Annotated in this window: 16 protein-coding genes; 7 read left to right on the top strand and 9 right to left on the bottom strand. The window is 69.1% G+C overall.

The genetic code is table 11. The features are described from left to right. Positions 1–138 precede the first annotated feature (138 nt). The 3 genes from LFM09_RS42870 to LFM09_RS42860 form a co-directional block, all read right to left on the bottom strand. Complete coding sequence (locus tag LFM09_RS42870; RefSeq protein WP_414102365.1) at positions 139–1,800, bottom strand: cellulose binding domain-containing protein; 1,662 nt, start codon at positions 1,798–1,800, stop codon at positions 139–141. After that, positions 1,800–2,432, bottom strand: a complete 633-nt coding sequence (locus LFM09_RS42865) for a cellulose binding domain-containing protein (protein ID WP_414102364.1) — start codon at positions 2,430–2,432, stop codon at positions 1,800–1,802. The genes LFM09_RS42870 and LFM09_RS42865 overlap by 1 nt, the downstream gene beginning before the upstream one ends. 2,076 nt (positions 2,433–4,508) lie before the next feature. After that, positions 4,509–5,465, bottom strand: a complete 957-nt coding sequence (locus LFM09_RS42860) for a DUF1295 domain-containing protein (RefSeq protein ID WP_414102363.1) — start codon at positions 5,463–5,465, stop codon at positions 4,509–4,511. Between the two features lie 32 nt (positions 5,466–5,497). On the opposite strand from LFM09_RS42860, the gene LFM09_RS42855 reads away from it, so the two are divergent. Continuing rightward, the gene (locus tag LFM09_RS42855) at positions 5,498–6,073 is read left to right on the top strand and encodes a QsdR family transcriptional regulator (RefSeq protein WP_414102362.1); all 576 of its coding nucleotides are present in this window, start codon (positions 5,498–5,500) and stop codon (positions 6,071–6,073) included. Here the strand turns inward: LFM09_RS42855 and LFM09_RS42850 are convergent. After that, complete coding sequence (locus LFM09_RS42850; RefSeq protein WP_414102361.1) at positions 6,070–6,411, bottom strand: VOC family protein; 342 nt, start codon at positions 6,409–6,411, stop codon at positions 6,070–6,072. The genes LFM09_RS42855 and LFM09_RS42850 overlap by 4 nt on opposite strands. A gap of 88 nt (positions 6,412–6,499) precedes the next feature. Here LFM09_RS42850 and LFM09_RS42845 point away from each other — a divergent pair, with 88 nt between their 5' ends. Continuing rightward, positions 6,500–7,417, top strand: coding sequence for a DMT family transporter (locus LFM09_RS42845; RefSeq protein ID WP_414102360.1), 918 nt, complete (start codon positions 6,500–6,502; stop codon positions 7,415–7,417). Here LFM09_RS42845 and LFM09_RS42840 read toward each other — a convergent pair. The 4 genes from LFM09_RS42840 to LFM09_RS42825 form a co-directional block, all read right to left on the bottom strand. After that, on the bottom strand, positions 7,353–8,339 hold the full coding sequence (locus LFM09_RS42840; RefSeq protein ID WP_414102359.1) for a BtrH N-terminal domain-containing protein: 987 nt from the start codon (positions 8,337–8,339) through the stop codon (positions 7,353–7,355). The two genes, LFM09_RS42845 and LFM09_RS42840, sit on opposite strands and share 65 nt — an antisense overlap. 65 nt (positions 8,340–8,404) lie before the next feature. Beyond that, a complete protein-coding gene (locus LFM09_RS42835) occupies positions 8,405–10,408 on the bottom strand; it encodes an ATP-dependent Clp protease ATP-binding subunit (protein WP_414102358.1) in 2,004 nt (667 codons plus the stop codon). Positions 10,409–10,483: 75 nt separating this feature from the next. Continuing rightward, positions 10,484–12,148, bottom strand: coding sequence for an FAD-binding dehydrogenase (locus tag LFM09_RS42830; protein WP_414102357.1), 1,665 nt, complete (start codon positions 12,146–12,148; stop codon positions 10,484–10,486). Continuing rightward, on the bottom strand, positions 12,145–12,756 hold the full coding sequence (locus tag LFM09_RS42825) for a TetR/AcrR family transcriptional regulator (RefSeq protein WP_414102356.1): 612 nt from the start codon (positions 12,754–12,756) through the stop codon (positions 12,145–12,147). Before LFM09_RS42825 ends, LFM09_RS42830 begins: the two co-directional genes overlap by 4 nt. A 95-nt stretch (positions 12,757–12,851) precedes the next feature. Here LFM09_RS42825 and LFM09_RS42820 point away from each other — a divergent pair, with 95 nt between their 5' ends. Together LFM09_RS42820 and LFM09_RS42815 are read left to right on the top strand one after the other, a co-directional pair. Further along, complete coding sequence (locus LFM09_RS42820; RefSeq protein ID WP_414102355.1) at positions 12,852–13,430, top strand: TetR/AcrR family transcriptional regulator; 579 nt, start codon at positions 12,852–12,854, stop codon at positions 13,428–13,430. An 11-nt stretch (positions 13,431–13,441) separates the two neighbouring features. Further along, positions 13,442–15,679: a molybdopterin-dependent oxidoreductase gene (locus tag LFM09_RS42815; RefSeq protein WP_414102354.1), complete on the top strand. Its 2,238-nt coding sequence runs from the start codon at positions 13,442–13,444 to the stop codon at positions 15,677–15,679. Here LFM09_RS42815 and LFM09_RS42810 read toward each other — a convergent pair. Then, a complete protein-coding gene (locus tag LFM09_RS42810) occupies positions 15,669–16,862 on the bottom strand; it encodes an amidohydrolase (protein ID WP_414102353.1) in 1,194 nt (397 codons plus the stop codon). The genes LFM09_RS42815 and LFM09_RS42810 overlap by 11 nt on opposite strands. Positions 16,863–16,980: 118 nt before the next feature. On the opposite strand from LFM09_RS42810, the gene LFM09_RS42805 reads away from it, so the two are divergent. The 3 genes from LFM09_RS42805 to LFM09_RS42795 all read left to right on the top strand — a co-directional run bounded on the left by LFM09_RS42805 (position 16,981) and on the right by LFM09_RS42795 (position 19,836). Further along, positions 16,981–18,252 (top strand): M14 family metallopeptidase, encoded by a 1,272-nt coding sequence (locus LFM09_RS42805; protein ID WP_414102352.1) that lies wholly within the window; start codon positions 16,981–16,983, stop codon positions 18,250–18,252. Between the two features lie 147 nt (positions 18,253–18,399). Further along, complete coding sequence (locus LFM09_RS42800) at positions 18,400–18,852, top strand: hypothetical protein (RefSeq protein WP_414102351.1); 453 nt, start codon at positions 18,400–18,402, stop codon at positions 18,850–18,852. Positions 18,853–19,011: 159 nt separating this feature from the next. Beyond that, entirely contained in the window at positions 19,012–19,836 is an 825-nt protein-coding gene (locus LFM09_RS42795; RefSeq protein WP_414102350.1) for an AfsR/SARP family transcriptional regulator, read from the top strand. Positions 19,837–19,838: the final 2 nt, after the last annotated feature.

Below are 19,838 nucleotides of genomic sequence, written 5' to 3'. Positions count from 1 at the left end.
ACCTTTCGATCACAGGGAGGTGCAGCGTCTCGGGTTCCAGCCGGAGCTGTCAACAAGCAACCAAATGAACTCCTAGTTCGACGGAGGTGAACCACGTGGAAAGCCGTGCCTGGCAACCAGGCACGGCTTCCACGGGTGTTACGGCGTGACCGGTGCGTTCGTCAGGCCCTTCACCGCCCCTGTCACGGTGTTCGAGGCGTAGACGACGTTCGGCATCGCGGAGCACTTCGAGACCGACGTGATGTTGATGGCGTACTGGCCCACACCGCCGAGGTCGGAACGGTTGTTGCGCCAGGTGTTGCCGCAGCCGTTGGGCAGGCTGGGAGTGGTGCTGGTGTTGTGGGTCTCGTAGCCGTTGGCGAACGTGCCGGGGCTGCGGAACGTGCCGGTGTTGTCCTCGATGACGTAACCGATGCCCTTCACGTCGACCCAGGAGTCGGCCGAGTTCTGGCCGCTGATGCCCTGGCCGTCGAAGGTGTTGCCGCGAATGATCCCCTCGTAGGTCCCTTCCTTCACGTCGATCGCCTCGGCCGCGACGTTCGGGCCGATCCTGTTGTTCAGCACCTGGACGCGGTCGCTGCGGTCGATGCCGCCGCTGTTGCCGTGGCAGGCCCAGTTGGAGTTGGCGGAACCGAGGTACACGCCCTCGCCGAAGCCGGGCTGGACCAGGCCGGTGTCGGTGATGGTGGAGTTGCGGACGATGCCGTCGGCGGAGGAACGGCGGAAGTGGACGGCTTCCTCGTCGGTGTGGTGCACCGAGACCGTGTCGATCGTGGTGTGGTGCGAGTTGTCGAGGACGATGCCCTTCTTCGACTCCTGCACGGTGAACCCGGTGAGGTTCCAGTACGGGGAGTTGAAGATCCACAGGCCGTAGCCGGAGTCCCAGCCCGCGGTGGGCGCGGGGCAGGACGGGGCCTGACCGCTGGGGCCGTCGTTGATCAGGACGGCGTTCGACGGGCCGCTCAGGGTGATCCGCTGGGACGCCGTTCCCGCACGGCCGTTCGCCACGAACGAGCCGCGGTACGTGCCGGCCGCGAGTTTGATCGTCTGGCCGGGGGCGGCCGCGGCCAGCGCCGCCTGGAGCTGAGCCGGGGTGGAGACGTTGACGGTGTCGCCACCGCCGCTGTCCGGGCTGGTCGTGGCGCTGACGGGCGCGCTGGCCGCCGACTTGTTGCCCGCCGCGTCTTTTGCGCGCACGGAGAACGAGTACGCGGTGGCGGGGGACAGGCCGGTGACCGTGGCCGAGGTGCCGCTGACGGTCGTGCTGACCGCGTTGCCGAGCAGCACCTCGTAGCCGGTGACGCCGACGTTGTCCGTGGACGCCGTCCAGGACAACGAGACCGAGCCGGCCGTCACGCCCGTGGACCGCAGATCTGTTGGCACCGTGGGCGCCTGAGTGTCCACGGGCGGGGTGGTGCCGCCGCCGCACGACACGCCGTTGATCGTGCAGTTCGTGGGCAGGCTGCCGCCGGACGCGTTGAAGCCGAACTTCGCGCTGGCGCCGGGTTTGATGGCGCCGTTGAAGCTCGCGTTGGTGAACTTGTGGTGCTGGCCGGTGGACGTCCGGACCGAGCTCCAGGAACTCGTGATCGTGGTGCCCGACGGCAGGTCGAACTCGATCGTCCACGACGTGCTCGCCGCGTCACCGGAGTTGGTGATCGTGACGTCGGCGCCGTAGCCGCCGTTCCACACGGAGGTCTGGGTGATCGCCGCTTTCAGCACGGGCGCCGCTTGGGCTGTTGTCCCGCTGAGCAGTGCCGCGGCTGTCGCGGCCACCGCGGCGAGCGCGAGTGCTCTCATCAGTTGCCTCCGCAGGGATTGCCGTTCACGGTGCAGCCGGTGGGCAGGCCGGCGCCCGCGGCGTTGAAGCCGAACTTGGTGCTGGCGCCGGGTTTGACGGCGCCGTTGAAGCTCGCGTTGGTGAACTTGTGGTGCTGGCCGGAGGACGTCCTGACCGAGCTCCACGAGCTGCTGACCTTCGTGCCCGAGGGCAGGTCGAACTCGACGGTCCACGAGGTCGTCGCGGTGGCGCAGCCGTTGGTCAGCGTCACGTCGGCGCCGTAGCCGCCGTTCCACACCGAGGTCTGGGTGATCTTGGCGGTGAGGCACGAGCCCGACGGCGGGGTGGTCGTCGTCGTTGTGGTCGTTGTTGTGGTTGTGGTGCTGGTGGTGGTCGTGGACGTGGTGGTGCTGGTGGGCGGCGTGCCGTCGATCGACTTGAGGAACAGCGATGCCGCCGAGTCGGTCTTCGTGGCGTCCACGCCGTGGCCGCCGGTGTAGTCGCGCTGCTCGTTCGTGGCCCAGTCGGCGATCGGGGTGCCGCCGGCGTCCAGGTGCTGGTAGGACGTGCCGTTCCAGCCGAACTGGTAGATCCGCGAGCGGTCGGCGTAGTAGTCGTTGAACGGGCCGCCGGTCGCGGTCTGCTTGGTCATCGTGTTGTTGAAGAAGACGTTGCGCGGTCCGGTCGCGCCCGACCACTTGACGGCCTTCTTGCCGGCGCCCCACCAGATCGGGAACCAGTTGGAGTTGTCANTAGATCCGCGAGCGGTCGGCGTAGTAGTCGTTGAACGGGCCGCCGGTCGCGGTCTGCTTGGTCATCGTGTTGTTGAAGAAGACGTTGCGCGGTCCGGTCGCGCCCGACCACTTGACGGCCTTCTTGCCGGCGCCCCACCAGATCGGGAACCAGTTGGAGTTGTCAGGCCCGCCGCCGCCTTCCTCACCGCAGTTCGCGCGGCAGTTGCCGGAGCGGTGCGCGTAGGAGACGCGGACGGTGTTGAGCTCGAACAGGTTGTTGCGCTCCCAGCCGCCGTGCAGGTTGAGGTCGGAGTCGAAGTCGTTGCCGATCACGACGTTGCCGGAAGCGGACCACTGGAAGGTGAAGTGGCGCAGGTTGCGCGAGGTGTTGCCGGCGTAGAGCGAGTCCCACACGCGCGAGCCGCGGAAGTAACCGTTGCCGCCCTTGCCCTTGTTCCACGAGCCGTCCAGCTCGTTGTTCACGATCTGGAGGTTCTTGGCCTCCTCGGTGACGATCGGGTGCGACCCGGTCATCTCCGCCTTGATGCCGCGCACCCAGGAGTCCGCCGCCCACTTGAACACGATGCCGTGCATCTCGGCGGCGGGCGCCATGTTGCCGTAGTTGTTGACCGAGTCGGCCTGGTCGAGTGCGGGCATCGCCTGCGTGAAGCCGAAGTCCTCGAAGCCCACGCCGACGACCGGGTCGATCAGCGGCGACACCTTCGAGTCGTAGGTCACCCCGGCGATCGGCGCCGAACCGTCCGAGGTGGAGTTGACCGGGACGTCGTACTCCAGCGGCTTGTCGAGCGTGACGGTGTTGCCGGACACCGAGGCGACGGTGAAGATCTGCTGCCGCATGTGCATGTTGAGCATCGGCCACTCGGTGCCGGTCGCCTGCTGCTGCTCGTAGAACTTGACCGAGTTGGCGGCCCGGACGTTCACGAACATGCCGGCCTTGATCGTGGTGGCCGACTGCACCTGGATCGTGCGGTCGCCGGCCTTGGCGGCCGCGCTGACCTTCGTGCCGGCCTTCCAGTGCACGTTGATCGTGCCCTCGAAGATGTCCTTGCGGTTCTCCGGTGCGGCCGCGTAGTCGCTGGCGTAGCTCGTGTGCACACCCCGCGACTGGACCCGGAACAGGCCGCGGCCCGGCCACAGCCAGCCGCCCTTGCCGGCACCCGAGGTCATGCCGTCCTCGTCCCAGTCCGAACCGTCGGGCGTGAGGGCGTCGTAGAGGGTGTTGGCGTCCGGCTTGTAGGTGATCTTCGTGGCGTTCTTGCCCGCACCGCGGATGATCAGGTAGTCGGCGTCCACGTGCAGTTCCCGCGACACGGCCAATTCACCCGCGGGCAGCGTGATCAGGCTCAGCTTGCTGTAGCTCGCCGACGGCGAACAACTCGTCCTGATCGAGTCGATCACCGACTGCAGACCCGCCGAGTCGTCCTGGCCGTCGTTCGGCTTGACGTTGAACTGGTTTGCCAGCTCGGCCGCGGTGACCTGACAGGCCTCGCTGCTGTTGATCTCGCCGGTGCCGGGGAGGTTCTGGCCACCCCGATAACCCGCCTTGCTCCAGTCGTACAGCCCGCTGACGGGCGCCCGGCGGTTGGCCGCGGAAGTGTTCAAACCGGTGAGCGCGCCCGCACCGGGAGCCGCGTCGGCCGCGTTCACGAGAACGGCGATTCCGGTCGCCGCGAGTGTGCCCACGACGGCGAGCACGGCGGCTCGTCTCAGATCTTTTGTTCGGGACACGCATGCCTCCAGTGAGCTGTCAGGGCCACGGGTGTGCGGCGGCTCACACCGGGGGTTGGAATTCTGAATAGGGATTCATGGCGCGTCAATGGTTTTGCGTGAATTCGTGACAGCGTTCGAGCATGTGAATAATCAGGTATATGAATTAGGTATTCTGCAAACGTTTGAAACGAGCTATTGGTCGCGGAGACGCCACAATGGCCCGCGCGATCGATCTCGCGCGGGCCGGCGGCGGGCGTTGCGGACTAGGCGTCTTTCCGCGGGGTCTTGACGGGACCGGGGAAGAACATGTTGGTGGTGGCTTGGTATTGCGCGTAGTCGGGCCGCTTGCGAAGGCTGTAGTACTCGGCGGGCCGGGCGCCCGTGTGCTTGGTCAGCGTGACGTACAGCGTCCAGGAAGCAAGGAACAGTCCGAGGGTCAGCACCACCCACACTGGCAGCGTGGTGTCGTCGAATCGGGTCAGCAATGACGGCAATGCGAGCAGTGCCAAGGCGTTCCACTGCATCCACTGGAAGAAGTAGTTGGGGTGCCTGCTGTAGCGCCACAACCCTCGGTCACAGGTTCCGCGCTCACCGCTGGCGGCGAACCGCTGCTTCTGCCGGTCGGCCACCGACTCCAGCACGAAGGAAGCGGCCCACAGGATCAGCGTGCCCACGGACCAGACGGACAGCCGCTGGTGATCGGCGGCGAGGATGAACGCGGGGACGGCCAGCACCGACGCGTTCGCCAGGCCCTGCAACCAGATCTCGAACTGGACGGACAACGCCTCGCTGCGGTACCCCTGCCGCTCCCAGCGCCGCCGCTGATACCGGTAGCGGGGCAGTTCGACCTTGGGGGCGCCGGGCTTCCACCAGCCGTGCTTCGCCGACAGCACCAGGCTCCACAGCCCCATCCGCAACCCCATGGCGAGGTAAGCGCCCGCGACAGCGACCGTCACCGTGCTGAGCTGGTCGGCCGTGAACAGGGTGACCAGGCCGATGCCTGCCAACCCCCACGGCCAGGCCACGTCGACGTACGACACGTTCCGCGTGAGATACCCCGGGACGGCCGCCGCCAGGGTGAACAGCACGACCTGCACCACCAGGTTCCACCAGGCGGGCTCCGCGGTGGCCGGGGCCAGCAGTAACGCGACCCCGACCAGCACGAACGGCAGCACTGCCCAGACCCGCCGCATGCCGTACTCCTCGCTCAGGTGAGACATTCCGCCTGAATGTCTCGTGAGACACTTTATACATGTTGTCTCACGCCGCAGCCAACGTGAACCTGACCACCGAGCCCGAGGTGGACCCGGTCATCGCCCACGCGCTCCGCCAGTTCCTTCGCGAGAGCCGCATCGACATGGGCGACCTCGCGGCGGAGGCCGGCATCGGCCGAGCTACCCTCTACCGCCGCTACGGCGACCGTGACCGCGTCCTGGGCGAGGTGCTGTGGGCGATCACGCAGAGGGGCTGGGCGCGCCTGTGGCAGGCCAGCCCGCAGCGGGGCATGGCGAGGGTGATCGCGGTGCTGGACCAGGCGATGCGCGACACCGTGGCCTCGCCGGCTCTGCGCGCACTGCTGGAGCGCGACCCCGAAGCCGCGCTGCGGGTGCTGACCTCCAAGCAGGGCGTGGTGCAACACCGGCTCGTGACCGGGCTGGCCGACCTCATCCGTGCCGAACGCGGCGACGACACGTCGGAGATCCCGCTGACCGAACTGGCCTACGCGGTGGTCCGGCTCGCCGAATCCTTCTGCTACTCCGACGTGATCACCGGAGCCCCGCCGGACATCGACGCCGCCACCGGCATCATCCGGAAGCTCCTCGCCTAGCCCGTCACGAGTTCGTACACGTTGCCGTCGGGGCCGCGGAAGTGTTGCCAGGTCGGACCTGGCTCACCGAGCAGTTCCACGCCTGCCGCGCGCAGTTCGGCGACGGCGGCGGGCAGGTCCTGGACCGCGAACCCGGCGACCGGGCCGGTGTCGAAGTGTCCCTTGCCGCGGTGGTCGTCGGCGAACACCTCGACGTTGCGTCCTTCGGGAAGTTCGAACACCCAGAAGCCCTCTTCCTGGTGTGTCAGTGGCAGGCCGAGCACGTTGCCGTAGAAGTCCGCCAGTTCACTCGCGTGCCGGGTCCGCGTGCCCAGCCAACCCAATCCCGTGATCTCCACGGGTTCATCGAACAACCTCGACAGCGCTGGAGGTCAACAGGTCTGAAACCCGCCAGCACCCCGCCTCGTCCGGCACGAGGCTCTGCCCATGCGTGCGAAGGTGCTGACTCAGTTCGTGTTGCTGGCCCTCGCCTGGGGTGCGAGCTTCCTGTTCATCAAGGTGGGCCTGGACGGGCTGACACCGGCGCAGGTGGTGCTCGGCCGTCTGGTGGCGGGTGCCGCAGCGCTCGCGGTGATCGCGGTGGCGACTCGGCAGCCGCTGCCACGCAGCCCGGTCGTGTGGGCGCATCTGGCGGTGGTGGCGGTGCTGCTGTGCGTCGTGCCGTTCCTGCTGTTCGCGTGGGCGGAACAGCACGTGGACTCGGCTCTGGCCAGCATCTACAACGCGACGACCCCGCTGATGACGACGATGGTCGCGGTGGTGGCGCTGCCCGGTGAGCGCCTCACGCGAGCCGGTCTGGCCGGGTTGGCGGTGGGTTTCGCGGGTGTGGTCGTGGTGCTCGCACCGTGGCAGGGGCCGACCGGTGGCGCGATCGGCGCGCAGGCCGCGTGCCTGCTGGCGACCCTCTGCTATGGACTGTCCTTTGTGTACCTCCGCCGCTTCGTCTCCCCGTTGCGCCTGTCCGCGGTGGCGGTGACGACGGTCCAGGTGGGGATCGGCGCGGCACTGATGCTGCTCGCGGCGCCGTTCGTCGCGACCACGCTGGTGCACCTCACGTGGCCGGTGGTGCTCAGCGTGACGGCCCTCGGCGTGTTCGGCACCGGGTTGGCCTACGTGTGGAACACCAACGTCGTCGCTGATTGGGGCGCCACCAGAGCGTCGACCGTCACGTACCTGGCGCCGATCGTCGGTGTGGCACTGGGTGTCGCGGTGCTCGGCGAGCAGCTGTCGTGGAACCGGCCGGTCGGTGCGGTGATCGTGCTGCTGGGCATGGCGCTTCTCAGCCGGCGCGAACGCCGGCCAGAACCTGCATGGCGTGGCGTTCCTTCTCCGCGAGTTCGCTGAGGACGGCCGAGGCGCGGGTCAGGTGGTCCTGGACGCCGGTCTCTCCGGCGGCCGTGACGAGATTCGAGACCTCGGTCCACAGTGGAGCGATTTCGGCGTACAACTGGTGACCGAGGCGGAGGTTGTCGTCGTCGACGATCATGGCGGCTTCAGCGAGGAAGTCGCGGTACAGGGCGCGAAACAGCGAACCACCGGTGCCGCCTCGCTCCATCAGCGTTGCTGCCAAAGGGAGATCGCGGGACGGGTCGCCTGAACGGTCGAGCCACCCCGTCACCTTCCGGGCCGCCGTGCCGATGCCGCGATGACCGAGGTTGGCGATGGGTGGGTTCAGGAACACCTGCGCGTTGTGGGAGACGGCGGTCCGGATGGCGACACCCAAGTCGGGCGGGCCGCTGGGGCCGGCGAGGGTGTAGGACAGGTTGCGGGCGGTCATCGGACCGCGTTCGCCGCGGGCCCGTTCCAAGCTCGCCAGCGTGGTGGTCACGGCGCCGCCCTGCTGAGCGGTGTCGATCAGGTAGGCGCTGGTGTCGTCGTAGCCGTACATCGCGACGAAGTGGCCGCCGAAGTGAACCTTCGCGGTGAAGTAGTCCAGGTGGTAGCTGTCCAGTTGCAGGCCGACCGGACGTCCTGCGGCGAGGGCGGCGGTGACGTTGTCCCAGGCCTTGCGGGGCGAGGCGGTCTCCTGGACGTGCAGCGTCAAGCCCAGCCGGTCCGCCGCGGTCCGGGTGAGCGCGGCCGGTTTGACGCGACCGCCGAGGAACGGGAAATCCAGGTTCTTGGCGTCCCAGTAGACGAAGCCGAGACCTTCGCCGAGACCGAACAACATCGGCTCGGACAACTCCAGACCCGAGTGGCGCAGCAGGGCGCCGAGCGCGGTGGTCTCGCAGTGCCGGCCGGTGAACGAGACGTCCTCGATGATCATGCGGTTTCCTGAACTGCCGTGAGAGGGCGGACTTCAGCAGCCTGAACCCTCACACCGTGAGAGGGTCAACCCGGATCGGTGATGGTGAGGGTCAGGACCGAGTCGATGACCGTGACGACGGCGTGCTGGCCGCTGCGCAGCTCGCCGGCCAGCAGTGCGCGGGACAGTCGCCGGTCGAGCTCCCTGCCGATGGTCCGGCGCAGCGGCCGAGCACCGTACTCGGGGACGTAGCCGCGGGACGCGAGCCAGTCGACGGCCTGGTCGTCCACGTCCAGCGTGATGTTCTGCTCGCGCAGTCTCGAACGCGTGCTTTCGAGCAGCAGCGCGGTGATCTGTCGCAGCTGGTCCGCGGTCAGGCCGCGGAACAGGATGATCTCGTCGAGGCGGTTGATGAACTCCGGGCGGAAACGACGGCCGACCGTGGTCATCAACGCCGCCCGCAGCTGCTCGATCGGGACATCGGAGGCGGCGGCGAGAAGCTGTTCGGCGCCGATGTTGCTGGTCATGATGATCACGGTGTTGGCGAAGTCGGCGGTGCGGCCCTGGGCGTCGGTGAGCCTGCCCGCGTCGAGCACCTGCAGCAGCGTGTTGAAGACGTCGGGGTGCGCCTTCTCGATCTCGTCCAGCAGCAGGACGGAGTACGGGGCTCGGCGGACGGCGCCGGTGAGCTGGCCAGCGTCCTCGTAGCCGATGTAGCCCGGTGGCGCGCCGATCAGCCGCGTGACCGTGTGCTGCTGCGAGAACTCGCTCATGTCGAACCGGATCAGCCGGTCCTGGGAGCCGAAGAGCGCCTCGGCCAGTGCTCGGGCCACCTCGGTCTTGCCCACGCCGGTCGGCCCGAGGAACAGGAACGAGCCGACGGGCCGGTGCGGGTGTTTGAGGCCCGCGCGGCCCTGGCGGACCGCGTCGGCGACTGCCTCCACCGCGTCGTTCTGGCCCACGATCCGCTTGTGCAGGTGGTCTTCCAGGTGCAGCAGCCGGTCTCGTTCGGCCTCGGTGAGCTGGGCGACCGGGATGCCCGTGCTGCGGGACACGACCTCCGCGACGTCGTTCGCGCCGACCTCAGGTGCGTCCGCCAGCGCGGCGCGAGCGGATTCGAGGTCGGCGACCGCCTGGTCCAGCTCGTCGTCGAGCAGCAGAGCGTCTTCGCCCTCCGCGGCGGCGCGTTCCCGCTCCAGCCGTCGCACCCGCTGTTCGAGCCGCACCGGATCCGGTGGCATCGCGGACTTTTCGCGCAATCGGACGCGTGCGCCCGCGCGGTCCACGAGGTCGACGGCCTTGTCCGGGAGGAACCGGTCGGTGACGTAGCGGGCCGACAGCTCCACGGCGGACACGATCGCCTCGTCCGTGATCCGCACGCCGTGGTGCATCTCGTAGCGGGTGCGCAGGCCGTGGAGGATGGCGATCGTCTCGTCGACGGACGGTTCGGCGACCTGGATCGGCTGGAACCTCCGCTCCAGCGCGGCGTCCTTCGCGACGTAGCGCCGGTAGTCCTCGGCCGTGGTGGCTCCGACGACCTGGAGCCGTCCGGTCGTGAGCACGGGTTTGAGCATGTTCGCGGCGTCCATCGGCGCGCCCTCGGCACTGCCCGCGCCCACCACGGTGTGCAGCTCGTCGATGAACAGGACCACCATCCGGTCGGTCGCGGCCACCTCCTCGATGACGGCCTGCAGCCGTTCCTCGAACTCGCCCCGGTACCTCGCTCCGGCGACCATGCCCGCCAGGTCCAGCGAGATCAGCCGCCGACCGGTCAGCGTGGCGGGCACGTCGCCACTCGCGATGCGGGCCGCGATGCCTTCGACGACGGCCGTCTTGCCCACTCCCGGATCGCCGATCAGGACGGGGTTGTTCTTGGTGCGCCGCGACAACACCTCCAGCACCTCGTCGATCACGTCCTCCCGGCCGATCACCGGATCGAGCAGGCCGTCCCGTGCCGCGGTCGTGAGGTCACGGCCGAAGTGGTCCGTGCGCGGCGTCGACGACTGGGACGGCCCCGGCCCGCCGAACAGCTTTCCGACCAGGTCCTCCCACGAGGTGGACCCGAAGCCGAACACCCAGTCGTCGCCCATCGCCCGTCACCTCCACTCGAACGAAGGTCTCCTCCTCAGATCCTCCGCCTCGCGGGCGATGAGCACAGGTCAGACTCAGGCCAGCGTTCGGGCGAGAGCGCGGCCGGCGGCGCGTCCGGAGAAGATGCAGCCGCCGAGGAACGTGCCTTCCAGCGCGTTGTAGCCGTGCACGCCGCCACCGCCGAAGCCGGCGACCTCGCCCGCGGCGTACAGGCCGGCGAACGGTGTGCCGTCGGTGTGCAGCGCCTGCGAGTCGAGGTTGGTCTGGATGCCGCCCAGCGTCTTGCGGGTCAGGACGTTGAGCCGGACCGCGATCAACGGGCCGTGCGCGGGGTCGAGGATCCGGTGCGGCTTGGCGACGCGCACCAGCCGGTCACCCAGGCCGCGCCGGGCGTTGCCGATGGCCATCAGCTGGAGGTCCTTGGAGAAGCGGTTGCCGGTCTCGCGGTCGCGCGCGGTGATCTGGCGTTCGATCTCGGCGGCGTCGAGCTGCGGACCGCGCGCGATCTTGTTCATGCCGGCGACGAGCTCCCCGACGTTGCTCGCGACGACGAAGTCCACGCCGTGCTTCTTGAAGGCGTCGACAGGGCCGGGCGCTTCCTTGCCGCCGCGGTTGGTCAGCGTCCGGCGGAGGTCCTTGGCGGTGATGTCGGGGTTCTGCTCGGAGCCCGACAGCATGAACTCGCGGTTGATGATCGTCTGGTTCAGCACGAACCACGAGTAGTCGTGGCCGGTCGAGAGGATCGCCTTCATCGACTGGTTGGTGTCGAATCCGGGGAAGTTCGGTGCGGGCAGCCGCTTTCCGTTGGCGTCGAACCACATCGAGGACGGACCGGGGATGATCCTGATCGCGTGGTCGGGCCAGATCGGGTCCCAGTTGTGCAGGCCCTCGGTGTAGTGCCACATCCGGTCGCGGTTGACCAGGTTGGCGCCCGCCTTCTCACTCACCGCGAGCATCCGCCCGTCGACGTGCGCGGGCACCCCGGAGATCATGGTCTCCGGGCACGGGCCGAGGCGGTCGACCGGCCAGTTGGCGCGGATGAGGTCGTGGTTGTGGCCGATTCCGCCCGAGGTCACGATCACCGCCTTGGCCCGCAGCTCGAAGCTGTCCACGACCACCCGCGACGACGCCTTGCCGCGCTCCAGGTCGGACGGCTCCAGGACACTGCCGCGCACACCCACCGCGGCGCCGTTCTCGACGACGAGCTCGTCGACCTGGTGGCGGAACGCGAACTGGACGAGCCCGCGGCGTTCGGCATCCAGCACCGGCTCGGCGAACACCCGCAGCACCTCGGGCCCGGTGCCCCAGGTCAGGTGGAAGCGCGGCACCGAGTTGCCGTGACCGTCGGCCAGCCCACCGCCGCGCTCGGCCCACCCGACCACCGGCGTGAACCGCAGTCCCAGATCGTGCAGGTACTGCCGCTTCTCGGTGTGGGCGAACCGCACGTAGGCCTGCGCCCACTGCCGTGCCCAGTGGTCCTCGTCGTCGCGGTCGAACCCGGCCGAGCCCAGCCAGTCCTGCAGGGCGAGCTCGTAGGAGTCCTTGATGCCGTTGCGGCGCTGTTCGGGGCTGTCGACCAGGAAGAGCCCGCCGAGCGACCAGAACGCCTGGCCGCCGAGGTTCGCGCGGTTCTCCTGCTCGACGACCAGCACGCGGCGCCCCGCCTTGCTGAGCTCGTACGTCGCAACCAGGCCCGCGAGCCCGGCGCCGACCACGATCACATCGGCTTCGAAGGTCATGCCTGCTCCTTGTTCTCGATGCTGTACGCGGTGATGACACGGGTGAACAGGGCGGCGCGCCGCCGCCGGGGTTCGGGGTTGCCGGGTTCGCTCAGGCACTGCAGCGCGGTCCCGTCGTGCACCGCGACCAGTGCCTGGCCGAGCGCGGCGGGGTCCGGCACGGTCCGTCCGATCCGGGCCAGAGCAGCCAGCAGGAACGGCTGGGTCGACGCCGCGATCGCTCGTTCGCGTTCGACGATCACCTGCCGCAAACCGGGGCTGCGCAGCGCGTGGGCGGTGAACTCCGAGCTCACGCGGATCCACTCCTCGTCCATCGGGACGGCCCGCAGCAGGTGCGTGACGACACCCTCGACGTCATTGGCGGCGTCCTGCTCGAAGTCTTCGAACGCCTCCCGCATGCGCGAGATCATCTCCGCCGACCGCTGCTCCCACATGGCGAGGAAGAGCTCGTCCAACGTCTCGAAGTTCGAGTAGAACGCGCCCCGCGAGTACCCGGCACGCGCGCAGACCTGCTCGACGGTGGATCTGCCGAAGCCCTCCTCGGCGAACACGGCGAGTGCGGCCTCCAGCAGCCGTTGCCGCGTCTCGATCCGCCGCTTGGTCACCATGCGCGCACCTCCGTTCGATACACGAATGTATCGGATACACCGATGTATCGAACGGTGACACGGAACTATGGTCTCTGCCATACTCCTGAATCACGATGAGCGACCAGGGCAGGCGGGGTACCAAGCAGCGGATGCTGGACAGCGCGGTGCTGTTGCTGCGGGAACGCGGTGCGGCCGGCGTGACGGTCGACGCCGTGCTGGCGCACAGCGGTGCGCCGCGGGGTTCCGTCTACCACCACTTCCCCGGCGGCCGGAACGAGATGGTCCTGGGCGCGGTCCGCCAGGCCGGTGACTACATCGCCGCCATGGTCCGCGAGTCGGCGGCCGAGGGGGACGTCCGGCAGATGGTGGAGCGGCTCGTCGCGTTCTGGAAGCGGGCGCTGACCAAGACCGACTACCGGGCCGGCTGTCCCGTCGCCGCGATGGCGATGGACAGCCGCGACATCGTCCCGGACGCCGGTGAGCTGGTGCGGGAGATCTTCACCCGGTGGCAGGTCAGTCTCGCGGAAGCGTTGTCCGCCAGTGGTTTCGCGGCACCGCGCGCGCAGCGGCTGGCGACGTTGGTCGTGTCCGCGATCGAGGGCGCGATCGTCCTCTGCCGCGCGCACCGTGACCTGGGCCCGCTCGACGACGTGCTCGTCGAGATCGCGCCCCTGCTGGAGCGACGAGACTAGGAGCCTGGCCCATGTGGAAACCCAGCGCCTGCATCCTCTGCGAGTGCAACTGCGGGATCGAGATCCTGGTCGGTGAGGACGGCCGGTCGTTCGACAAGATCCGCGGTGACAAGCTCCACCCCGCCTCAGCCGGCTACACGTGCAACAAGGCGCTGCGCCTGGACCTGCACCAGAACGGCGACACGGGCCGGATCACGCACCCGCTGCGCCGGCGGCCCGACGGCACCTTCGAGGAGATCGACTGGGACACCGCGATCAACGAGATCGCGGCGCGCCTGGGCGAGGTCCGCGACACCTTCGGCGGCGAGACGATCTTCTACTACGGTGGCGGCGGCCAGGGCAACCACCTCGGCGGCGCGTACTCGCCCGCCACCCTCGCGGCCTTCGGCGCCCGCTACCGCTCGTCCGCGCTCGCGCAGGAGAAGACCGGCGAGTTCTGGGTCAGCGCCCGCATGCTCGGCAACATGACCCGCGCGGACTTCGAGCACTGCGAGGTCGCGCTGTTCGTCGGCAAGAACCCCTATCAGTCACATGGTTTCCCGCGTGCCCGCTCGGTCCTCAAGGACATCGCCAAGGACCCCGCCCGGTCGATGATCGTGATCGACCCCGTCCGCACCGAGACCGCGGAGCTGGCCGACTTCCACCTCCAGGTCCGGCCCGGCACCGACCTCTACCTGCTGACCGCGCTGGCCGCCGTGCTCGTGCAGGAGAACCTGATCGCCGCCGACTGGCTCGCCGAGCACGCGAACGGCCTCGACGCCGTCACCGCTGTCCTGCAACAGATTCCGGTCGGCGACTACTGCGCCATCGCCGACGTCGAGGAAGCGCTGGTGCGAGCGGTCGCCGCCCGGATCGCCGCCGCGGACTCCGTGGCCGTGTTCGAGGACCTCGGCGTCCAGATGAACCGCGACTCCACGCTCGTGAGCTACGTCGAGAAGCTGGTCTGGCTGCTCACCGGCAACTTCGGCAAGCGTGGCGCCCAGTACGTGCCCTCCAGCCTGGTGCCGATCGGCCGCGACCGCGGGCACGCCGACGGTCCGCGCAGCCCGGTCGCGGGCGCCCGGATCATCAGCGGCCTGGTGCCGTGCAACGTGATCGCCGAGGAGATCCTCACCGACCACCCGGCCCGCTACCGGGCGATGCTGGTCGAGAGCGCGAACCCCGCGCACTCCCTGGCCGACTCGGCCCGGATGCGGGAGGCACTCGGCGCGCTGGAGCTCGTGGTCGTCATCGACGTCGCGATGACCGAGACCGCGCGCCTGGCGGACTACGTGCTGCCCGCGCCGACGCAGTTCGAGAAGTTCGAGGCGACGTTCTTCAACTTCGACTTCCCGCGCAACATCTTCCACCTGCGGCACCCCGTTGTGTCCGCACCGGAAGGTGTGCTGCCCGAACCGGAGATCCACGCCCGGCTGGTCGAGGCGTCCGGCGCGCTGACGGAGGCCGACTACGCACCCCTGCGCGCGGCCGCGGCTGCCGGCCGAGCCGAGTTCGCGCAGGCGTTCCTCGGCGTTGTCGCAGATCCGGTGAAGCGGCGGCTCGCGTCCGTCCTGCTGTACCGCACGCTCGGCCCGACGCTGCCGCACGACGCCTCAGCAGCTGCCGTGCTGTGGATGGCGGCTCACGAGTGCGCCCGCAAGAACCCGGCCGGAGTCGAGAAAGCGGGCTACGGCACCGGGCTCGTGGCGGGGGAGCGGCTCTTCGAGGCGATCGTCAACGGCCCGCACGGCGTCCACATCACCGACGACGAATACGACGCGTCGTGGGGACGCCTGCCCGGTGACCGGATCAACCTCGCCGTGCCGGACCTGCTCGCCGCTGTAGCCGCATTGGGCGAAAGGCCTGTCCCGCAACAGGATCCGGACTGGCCGTTCGTGCTGTCCGCGGGAGAACGCCGCGCCTTCACCGCCAACACGATCATGCGCGACCCCACCTGGCGACGGCGCGACCCGGACGGCCGCCTGCGCATGAGCGTCACCGACGCGACACGGCTCGGTGTCACGACAGGCGACCGGGTCAAGCTCACGACCCGGCGCGGCAGCGCGGAGGTGTCCGTGGACGCCACGGACACCATGCGCTCCGGTCACATCTCGCTGCCCAACGGCCTCGGGCTCACGGTGAACGAGCGCACGGGCGTCGCGCCCAACGAGCTCACCGCCGCCGAAGACCGTGACGAGTGGGCCGGCACGCCCTGGCACAAGCACGTACCGGCCCGGCTCGAACCGCTGGGGCCGGCCGCTAGCTCGTGAGCCACGCCCGCGCGGCGACCACCAGCGCGTCGACCCCGATGGTCAGCGTCGGCTCGATGTCCGGGGCGAACTCGGGGGAGTGGTTCATCGCCACCGCGCGGCCGGGCTCCCACGCGGAGAAGTCGATGCCGCCGAAGAACCAGAACACCGTGGGGACTCCGGCGGCCGTGCCGTAGTGGCCCACGTCCTCGCTGGCGTTGACCACCGCGCCCGGAATCAGGCGCTCCCGGCCGAAGTGCCCGGCGAACGCGGCGACGGTCTTCTCGGTCGCGTCCGGATCGGACACCAGCACGGGCATCCCGTCGTGCCAGTCGAACTCGGGCTCGCGCGGCGCCCCGGACGCGGCGGCCTCCGCTCGCACGATGCGTTCGACGGCGGCGCGGACGGTGCCGCGGATGTGCTCGCTGAACGACCGGATGTTGATCCCGAGCTCGGCGGTCTCCGGAATCACGTTCTCCTTGGTGCCGGCCTGCAACCGTCCGACCGTGACGACAGCACGTTCGCTGGGTGAGATCTCGCGCGCAACGATCCCTTGCAGTCGCACGACGACGTGCGCGGCCATCAGCACCGGGTCGACCGCGATCTCGGGCGCCGACCCGTGTCCGCCGCGCCCGAACAACGTGACCTTGACGGAGTCGGAGGCCGCCATCAACGGCCCGCTGCCGTGCGCGATCATGCCGGCGGGCAGCGGGCCGACGTGCTGGGCCAGCACGACGTCCGGCTTGCCGAACCTCTCGAAAAGGCCGTCCTCGACCATGTCCCGCGCGCCGCGGCCCAGTTCCTCCGCCGGCTGGAACACCAGCAGCAGCGTCCCCGACCACTCCTCGCGCGTCCGTGCCAGCCGTTCGGCTGCTCCGATCAGGCACGTGGCGTGCATGTCGTGCCCACAAGCGTGCGCGACCGGGACCTCGACGCCGTCGGCATTGGTCGCACGGGCGGTCGAGGCGTACGGCAGGCCGGTCGCTTCCTCCACCGGCAGCGCGTCGATGTCCGCCCGCAGCATCACGACCGGGCCGTCACCGTTGCGCAGCACGCCGACCACGCCGGTGCCGCCGACACCGGTGGTGACCTCATAACCCAGTGGGCGCAGAGCATCGGCGAGCACGCCTGCCGTGCGGAACTCCTGCAGCGACAGTTCCGGGTACTGGTGCAGATCGCGGTAGAGCTCGTGCAGGTCGGGCACTGGTCCCCCTCGGCGGTGGCGGTGGCGTCCAGGATCCTGCCACCGCGAGGTTTAGACCGTTTGTGTCCCCCCGATCGGCTCTGCCTGCGGCGTGCCGATCCTGGGACCGTGCTGAGGCATGGGTAAACGAAGAGTCCTGGTCTTCACCATCGCCCTGGCGACGTTCGCCACCCCGTCGGTCGCGGCACCGGTCGAGACCGGCACGGCTGCCTACGCCGTGAGCGGCGTGCGCACGGTCGAGCAGCGCAGCCAGATCGCACGGATCGGTGCGGCCATCGACGAGATCGAGGAGCACGGAACAGTCGTGGTCACCGCGACCAAGGCCGAAGTCCGTGCCATGAGAGCACAAGGGTTCGGCGTGGAGGAGGTCCCCGGACGCACCGAAGACGGCGCGTCGGTCGGACCGTTCGACTTCCCGACGAAGGACGCGAACTATCACAACTACGCGGAGATGACCGCCGAGATCAACGCGGCGGTCGCCCGCTATCCCGCGGTGATCAGCAAACGGGTCATCGGCCGCTCGTACCAGAACCGCGAGATCATCGCGCTCAAGATCAGCGACAACGTGGCCGTCGACGAGAACGAGCCGGAGGTGTTGTTCACCGCCCACCAGCACGCGCGGGAGCACCTGACCGTCGAGATGGCGCTGTACCTGGTGAAGCTGTTCACCGAGCAGACCGAGCCGCGGGTGAAGGCGCTGGTCGACTCGCGCGAGATCTGGATCGTGCCCGACGTCAACCCTGATGGCGGCGAGTACGACATCGCGACCGGCAGCTACCGGAGCTGGCGCAAGAACCGGCAGCCCAACACCGGCTCCTCGGCGATCGGCACGGACCTCAACCGCAACTGGTCGTTCAAGTGGGGCTGCTGCGGCGGTTCGTCGGGCAGCCCGAGCAGCGACACGTACCGCGGTGCGCGAGCCGAGTCGGCGCCGGAGGTGAAGGTCGTCGCCGACTTCGTGCGCAGCCGCGTCGTCGGAGGGAAGCAGCAGATCAAGGCGTCGATCGACTTCCACAGCTACAGCGAGCTCGTGATGTGGCCGTTCGGCTGGACCTACGACGACATCGCGCCCGGCATGACGAAGGACCAGCGCGACACCTTCGCCACGATCGGGCAGTCCATGGCCGGCACCAACGGGTACACGCCCCAGCAGGCCAGCGATCTCTACATCACGGACGGCTCGATCCGCGACTGGCTGTGGGGCTCGCAGGGCGTGTTCTCGTACACGTTCGAGATGTATCCGGGGTCGTCCGGCGGCGGGGGAGGTTTCTACCCGCCCGACGAGGTGATCCCGGCGCAGACGTCCCGCAACAAGGAAGCGGTGCTGCAGCTGCTCGACCGTGCCGACTGCCCGTACGAGGCCATCGGCAAGGAAGCTCAGTACTGCTGAGTGCCCACGGCCGGCGGGGCTCTGTCCCGCCGGCCTTCCGCTGCTTCCCGTTGGCCGCCGTTGATTGTCCAGGGCACTGACCTGCTGCTGGACAACTCCGTGACCCCTCGAATGGCAACGCACAACCCATTCGAGGGAAGGAAACGGATGAAGCGCACCTTCGCGGCACTCGCGGGCCTCGTCTCCACGCTGGGCCTCCTGCTCGTGGGCGGCCAGGCCAACGCGGCCACCCCGGACCAGCCGAGAGTCGAGGTCAGCATCCAGTCGCAGGGCATCGTGTACGACCTCTACGACAACGCCGGGAACCTGCTGGGCACCGGCACGTTCAGGGCCGACCCGTCCGGTGACATCCCCGGCGACTCGATCCAGGCCTGCGACTGGGCCGCGGACGGCTGGGGCATCGAGACCCAGCTGGACGTCAACCCGGGCTCCAGCTGGGACACCGACCGCTACATCAACACCCGCGGCCACTCGTCGCCGTACTGCAGCGGCTGGAAGAGCGGCAACCTCACGGAGAACACCCCGGTCGCCATCCGCGTCTGCCTGGTGAAGGGCACCAACGCCCCGATCTGCTCGCCGGGGGTCAAGGGCAGCGCCTGACGCTGGTAGCGAAACCCGAAACAGGTGCTCAAGCGATCTTGAGCACCTGTTTCGCTGTTGGCACCGCACCGGCGGTGTCCTGCGCATGCAATCGATCCCGAACAATTTCCGAACCGGTGCCCGCCAGCCTGCCCTGAACGGTTCTGGAAGGCGGGGGCTGTGCATGCATCTGGTACCGCGCGGCACCTGACCCGGCGCAGACCCGCGGCCGGCTGGTGTCTGCGACTGGTCGGGGAGACGGGGATGTGCCGGGCGGGCGAGACGCGCGTCGCGGCCGAGATCGGCAGCCGCAAGGCCCGCACGTTGCTGGCGGTGCTGGGGTTGCGGTGCGGGCAGCTGGTGACGGTGAACGTCGTCGCCGACGCGCTGTGGGGTGATCGTCCGCCGCGCAGCCCGGTGGCCGGGGTGGCCACGCTGGTGAGCCGTCTGCGCGCCGGGTTCGGCCAGGAGGTGATCGTCGGCGCGGGCTCGGGCTACCGGCTGGGTGAGGCCGTGGGAGTCGACGTCCACGACGCGGAGCTGCTGATCATCGAGGCGGAGCGGGCGCTGCGGGCGGGCGAACCGGGCGACGGCCGCCTTGCCGCGGACCAGGCGCTGGGGTTGATCGGTGGGGCACCGGTGCTGACGGACCAGCCGGCGGGGGAATGGGTCGAGCAGGCCCGCCGCTGGCACGCCGAACTGCTGCGCCGCGCGTGGCACGTGGCGGCGGAAGGTGCGCTGCGGACCGGTGATCCCGAACGGGCGCGCACGGTCGCGGAGACCGCGATCGCGGCGGACCCGCTGGACGAAGCGGCCTACCGCGCGCTCATGGAGGCGTACGTGGCGGCAGGTGAACCTGCGCGCGCTGTGCTCGCCTACCAGCGGTTGCGCACCGAACTGACCGACGAACTGGGGATCGACCCGGCTCCGCTGACCCGAGACCTGCACCTCGCGATCCTCCGGGGAAGTTCTGCAACCGATCTGCAACGGCCGTACGGATGCTGACG

This window comes from Lentzea alba (assembly GCF_047445655.1).
GTDB lineage: Bacteria > Actinomycetota > Actinomycetes > Mycobacteriales > Pseudonocardiaceae > Lentzea > Lentzea alba_A.
The sequence above is the reverse complement of the archived record's forward strand: the minus strand, read 5'-3'. Positions and strand labels throughout refer to the sequence as shown.

What these genes read in the sequence shown, in the direction of transcription:
- LFM09_RS42820 (WP_414102355.1), top strand. Translation starts at nt 12,852, where the DNA reads ATGAGCGACCAGGGCAGGCGGGGTACCAAGCAGCGGATGCTGGACAGC.
- LFM09_RS42805 (WP_414102352.1), top strand. Translation starts at nt 16,981, where the DNA reads ATGGGTAAACGAAGAGTCCTGGTCTTCACCATCGCCCTGGCGACGTTC.
- LFM09_RS42830 (WP_414102357.1), bottom strand. Translation starts at nt 12,148, where the DNA reads ATGACCTTCGAAGCCGATGTGATCGTGGTCGGCGCCGGGCTCGCGGGC.
- LFM09_RS42840 (WP_414102359.1), bottom strand. Translation starts at nt 8,339, where the DNA reads ATGATCATCGAGGACGTCTCGTTCACCGGCCGGCACTGCGAGACCACC.
- LFM09_RS42860 (WP_414102363.1), bottom strand. Translation starts at nt 5,465, where the DNA reads ATGTCTCACCTGAGCGAGGAGTACGGCATGCGGCGGGTCTGGGCAGTG.
- LFM09_RS42855 (WP_414102362.1), top strand. Translation starts at nt 5,498, where the DNA reads ATGTTGTCTCACGCCGCAGCCAACGTGAACCTGACCACCGAGCCCGAG.
- LFM09_RS42835 (WP_414102358.1), bottom strand. Translation starts at nt 10,408, where the DNA reads ATGGGCGACGACTGGGTGTTCGGCTTCGGGTCCACCTCGTGGGAGGAC.
- LFM09_RS42800 (WP_414102351.1), top strand. Translation starts at nt 18,400, where the DNA reads ATGAAGCGCACCTTCGCGGCACTCGCGGGCCTCGTCTCCACGCTGGGC.
- LFM09_RS42870 (WP_414102365.1), bottom strand. Translation starts at nt 1,800, where the DNA reads ATGAGAGCACTCGCGCTCGCCGCGGTGGCCGCGACAGCCGCGGCACTG.
- LFM09_RS42815 (WP_414102354.1), top strand. Translation starts at nt 13,442, where the DNA reads ATGTGGAAACCCAGCGCCTGCATCCTCTGCGAGTGCAACTGCGGGATC.
- LFM09_RS42865 (WP_414102364.1), bottom strand. Translation starts at nt 2,432, where the DNA reads ATGACCAAGCAGACCGCGACCGGCGGCCCGTTCAACGACTACTACGCC.
- LFM09_RS42845 (WP_414102360.1), top strand. Translation starts at nt 6,500, where the DNA reads ATGCGTGCGAAGGTGCTGACTCAGTTCGTGTTGCTGGCCCTCGCCTGG.
- LFM09_RS42825 (WP_414102356.1), bottom strand. Translation starts at nt 12,756, where the DNA reads ATGGTGACCAAGCGGCGGATCGAGACGCGGCAACGGCTGCTGGAGGCC.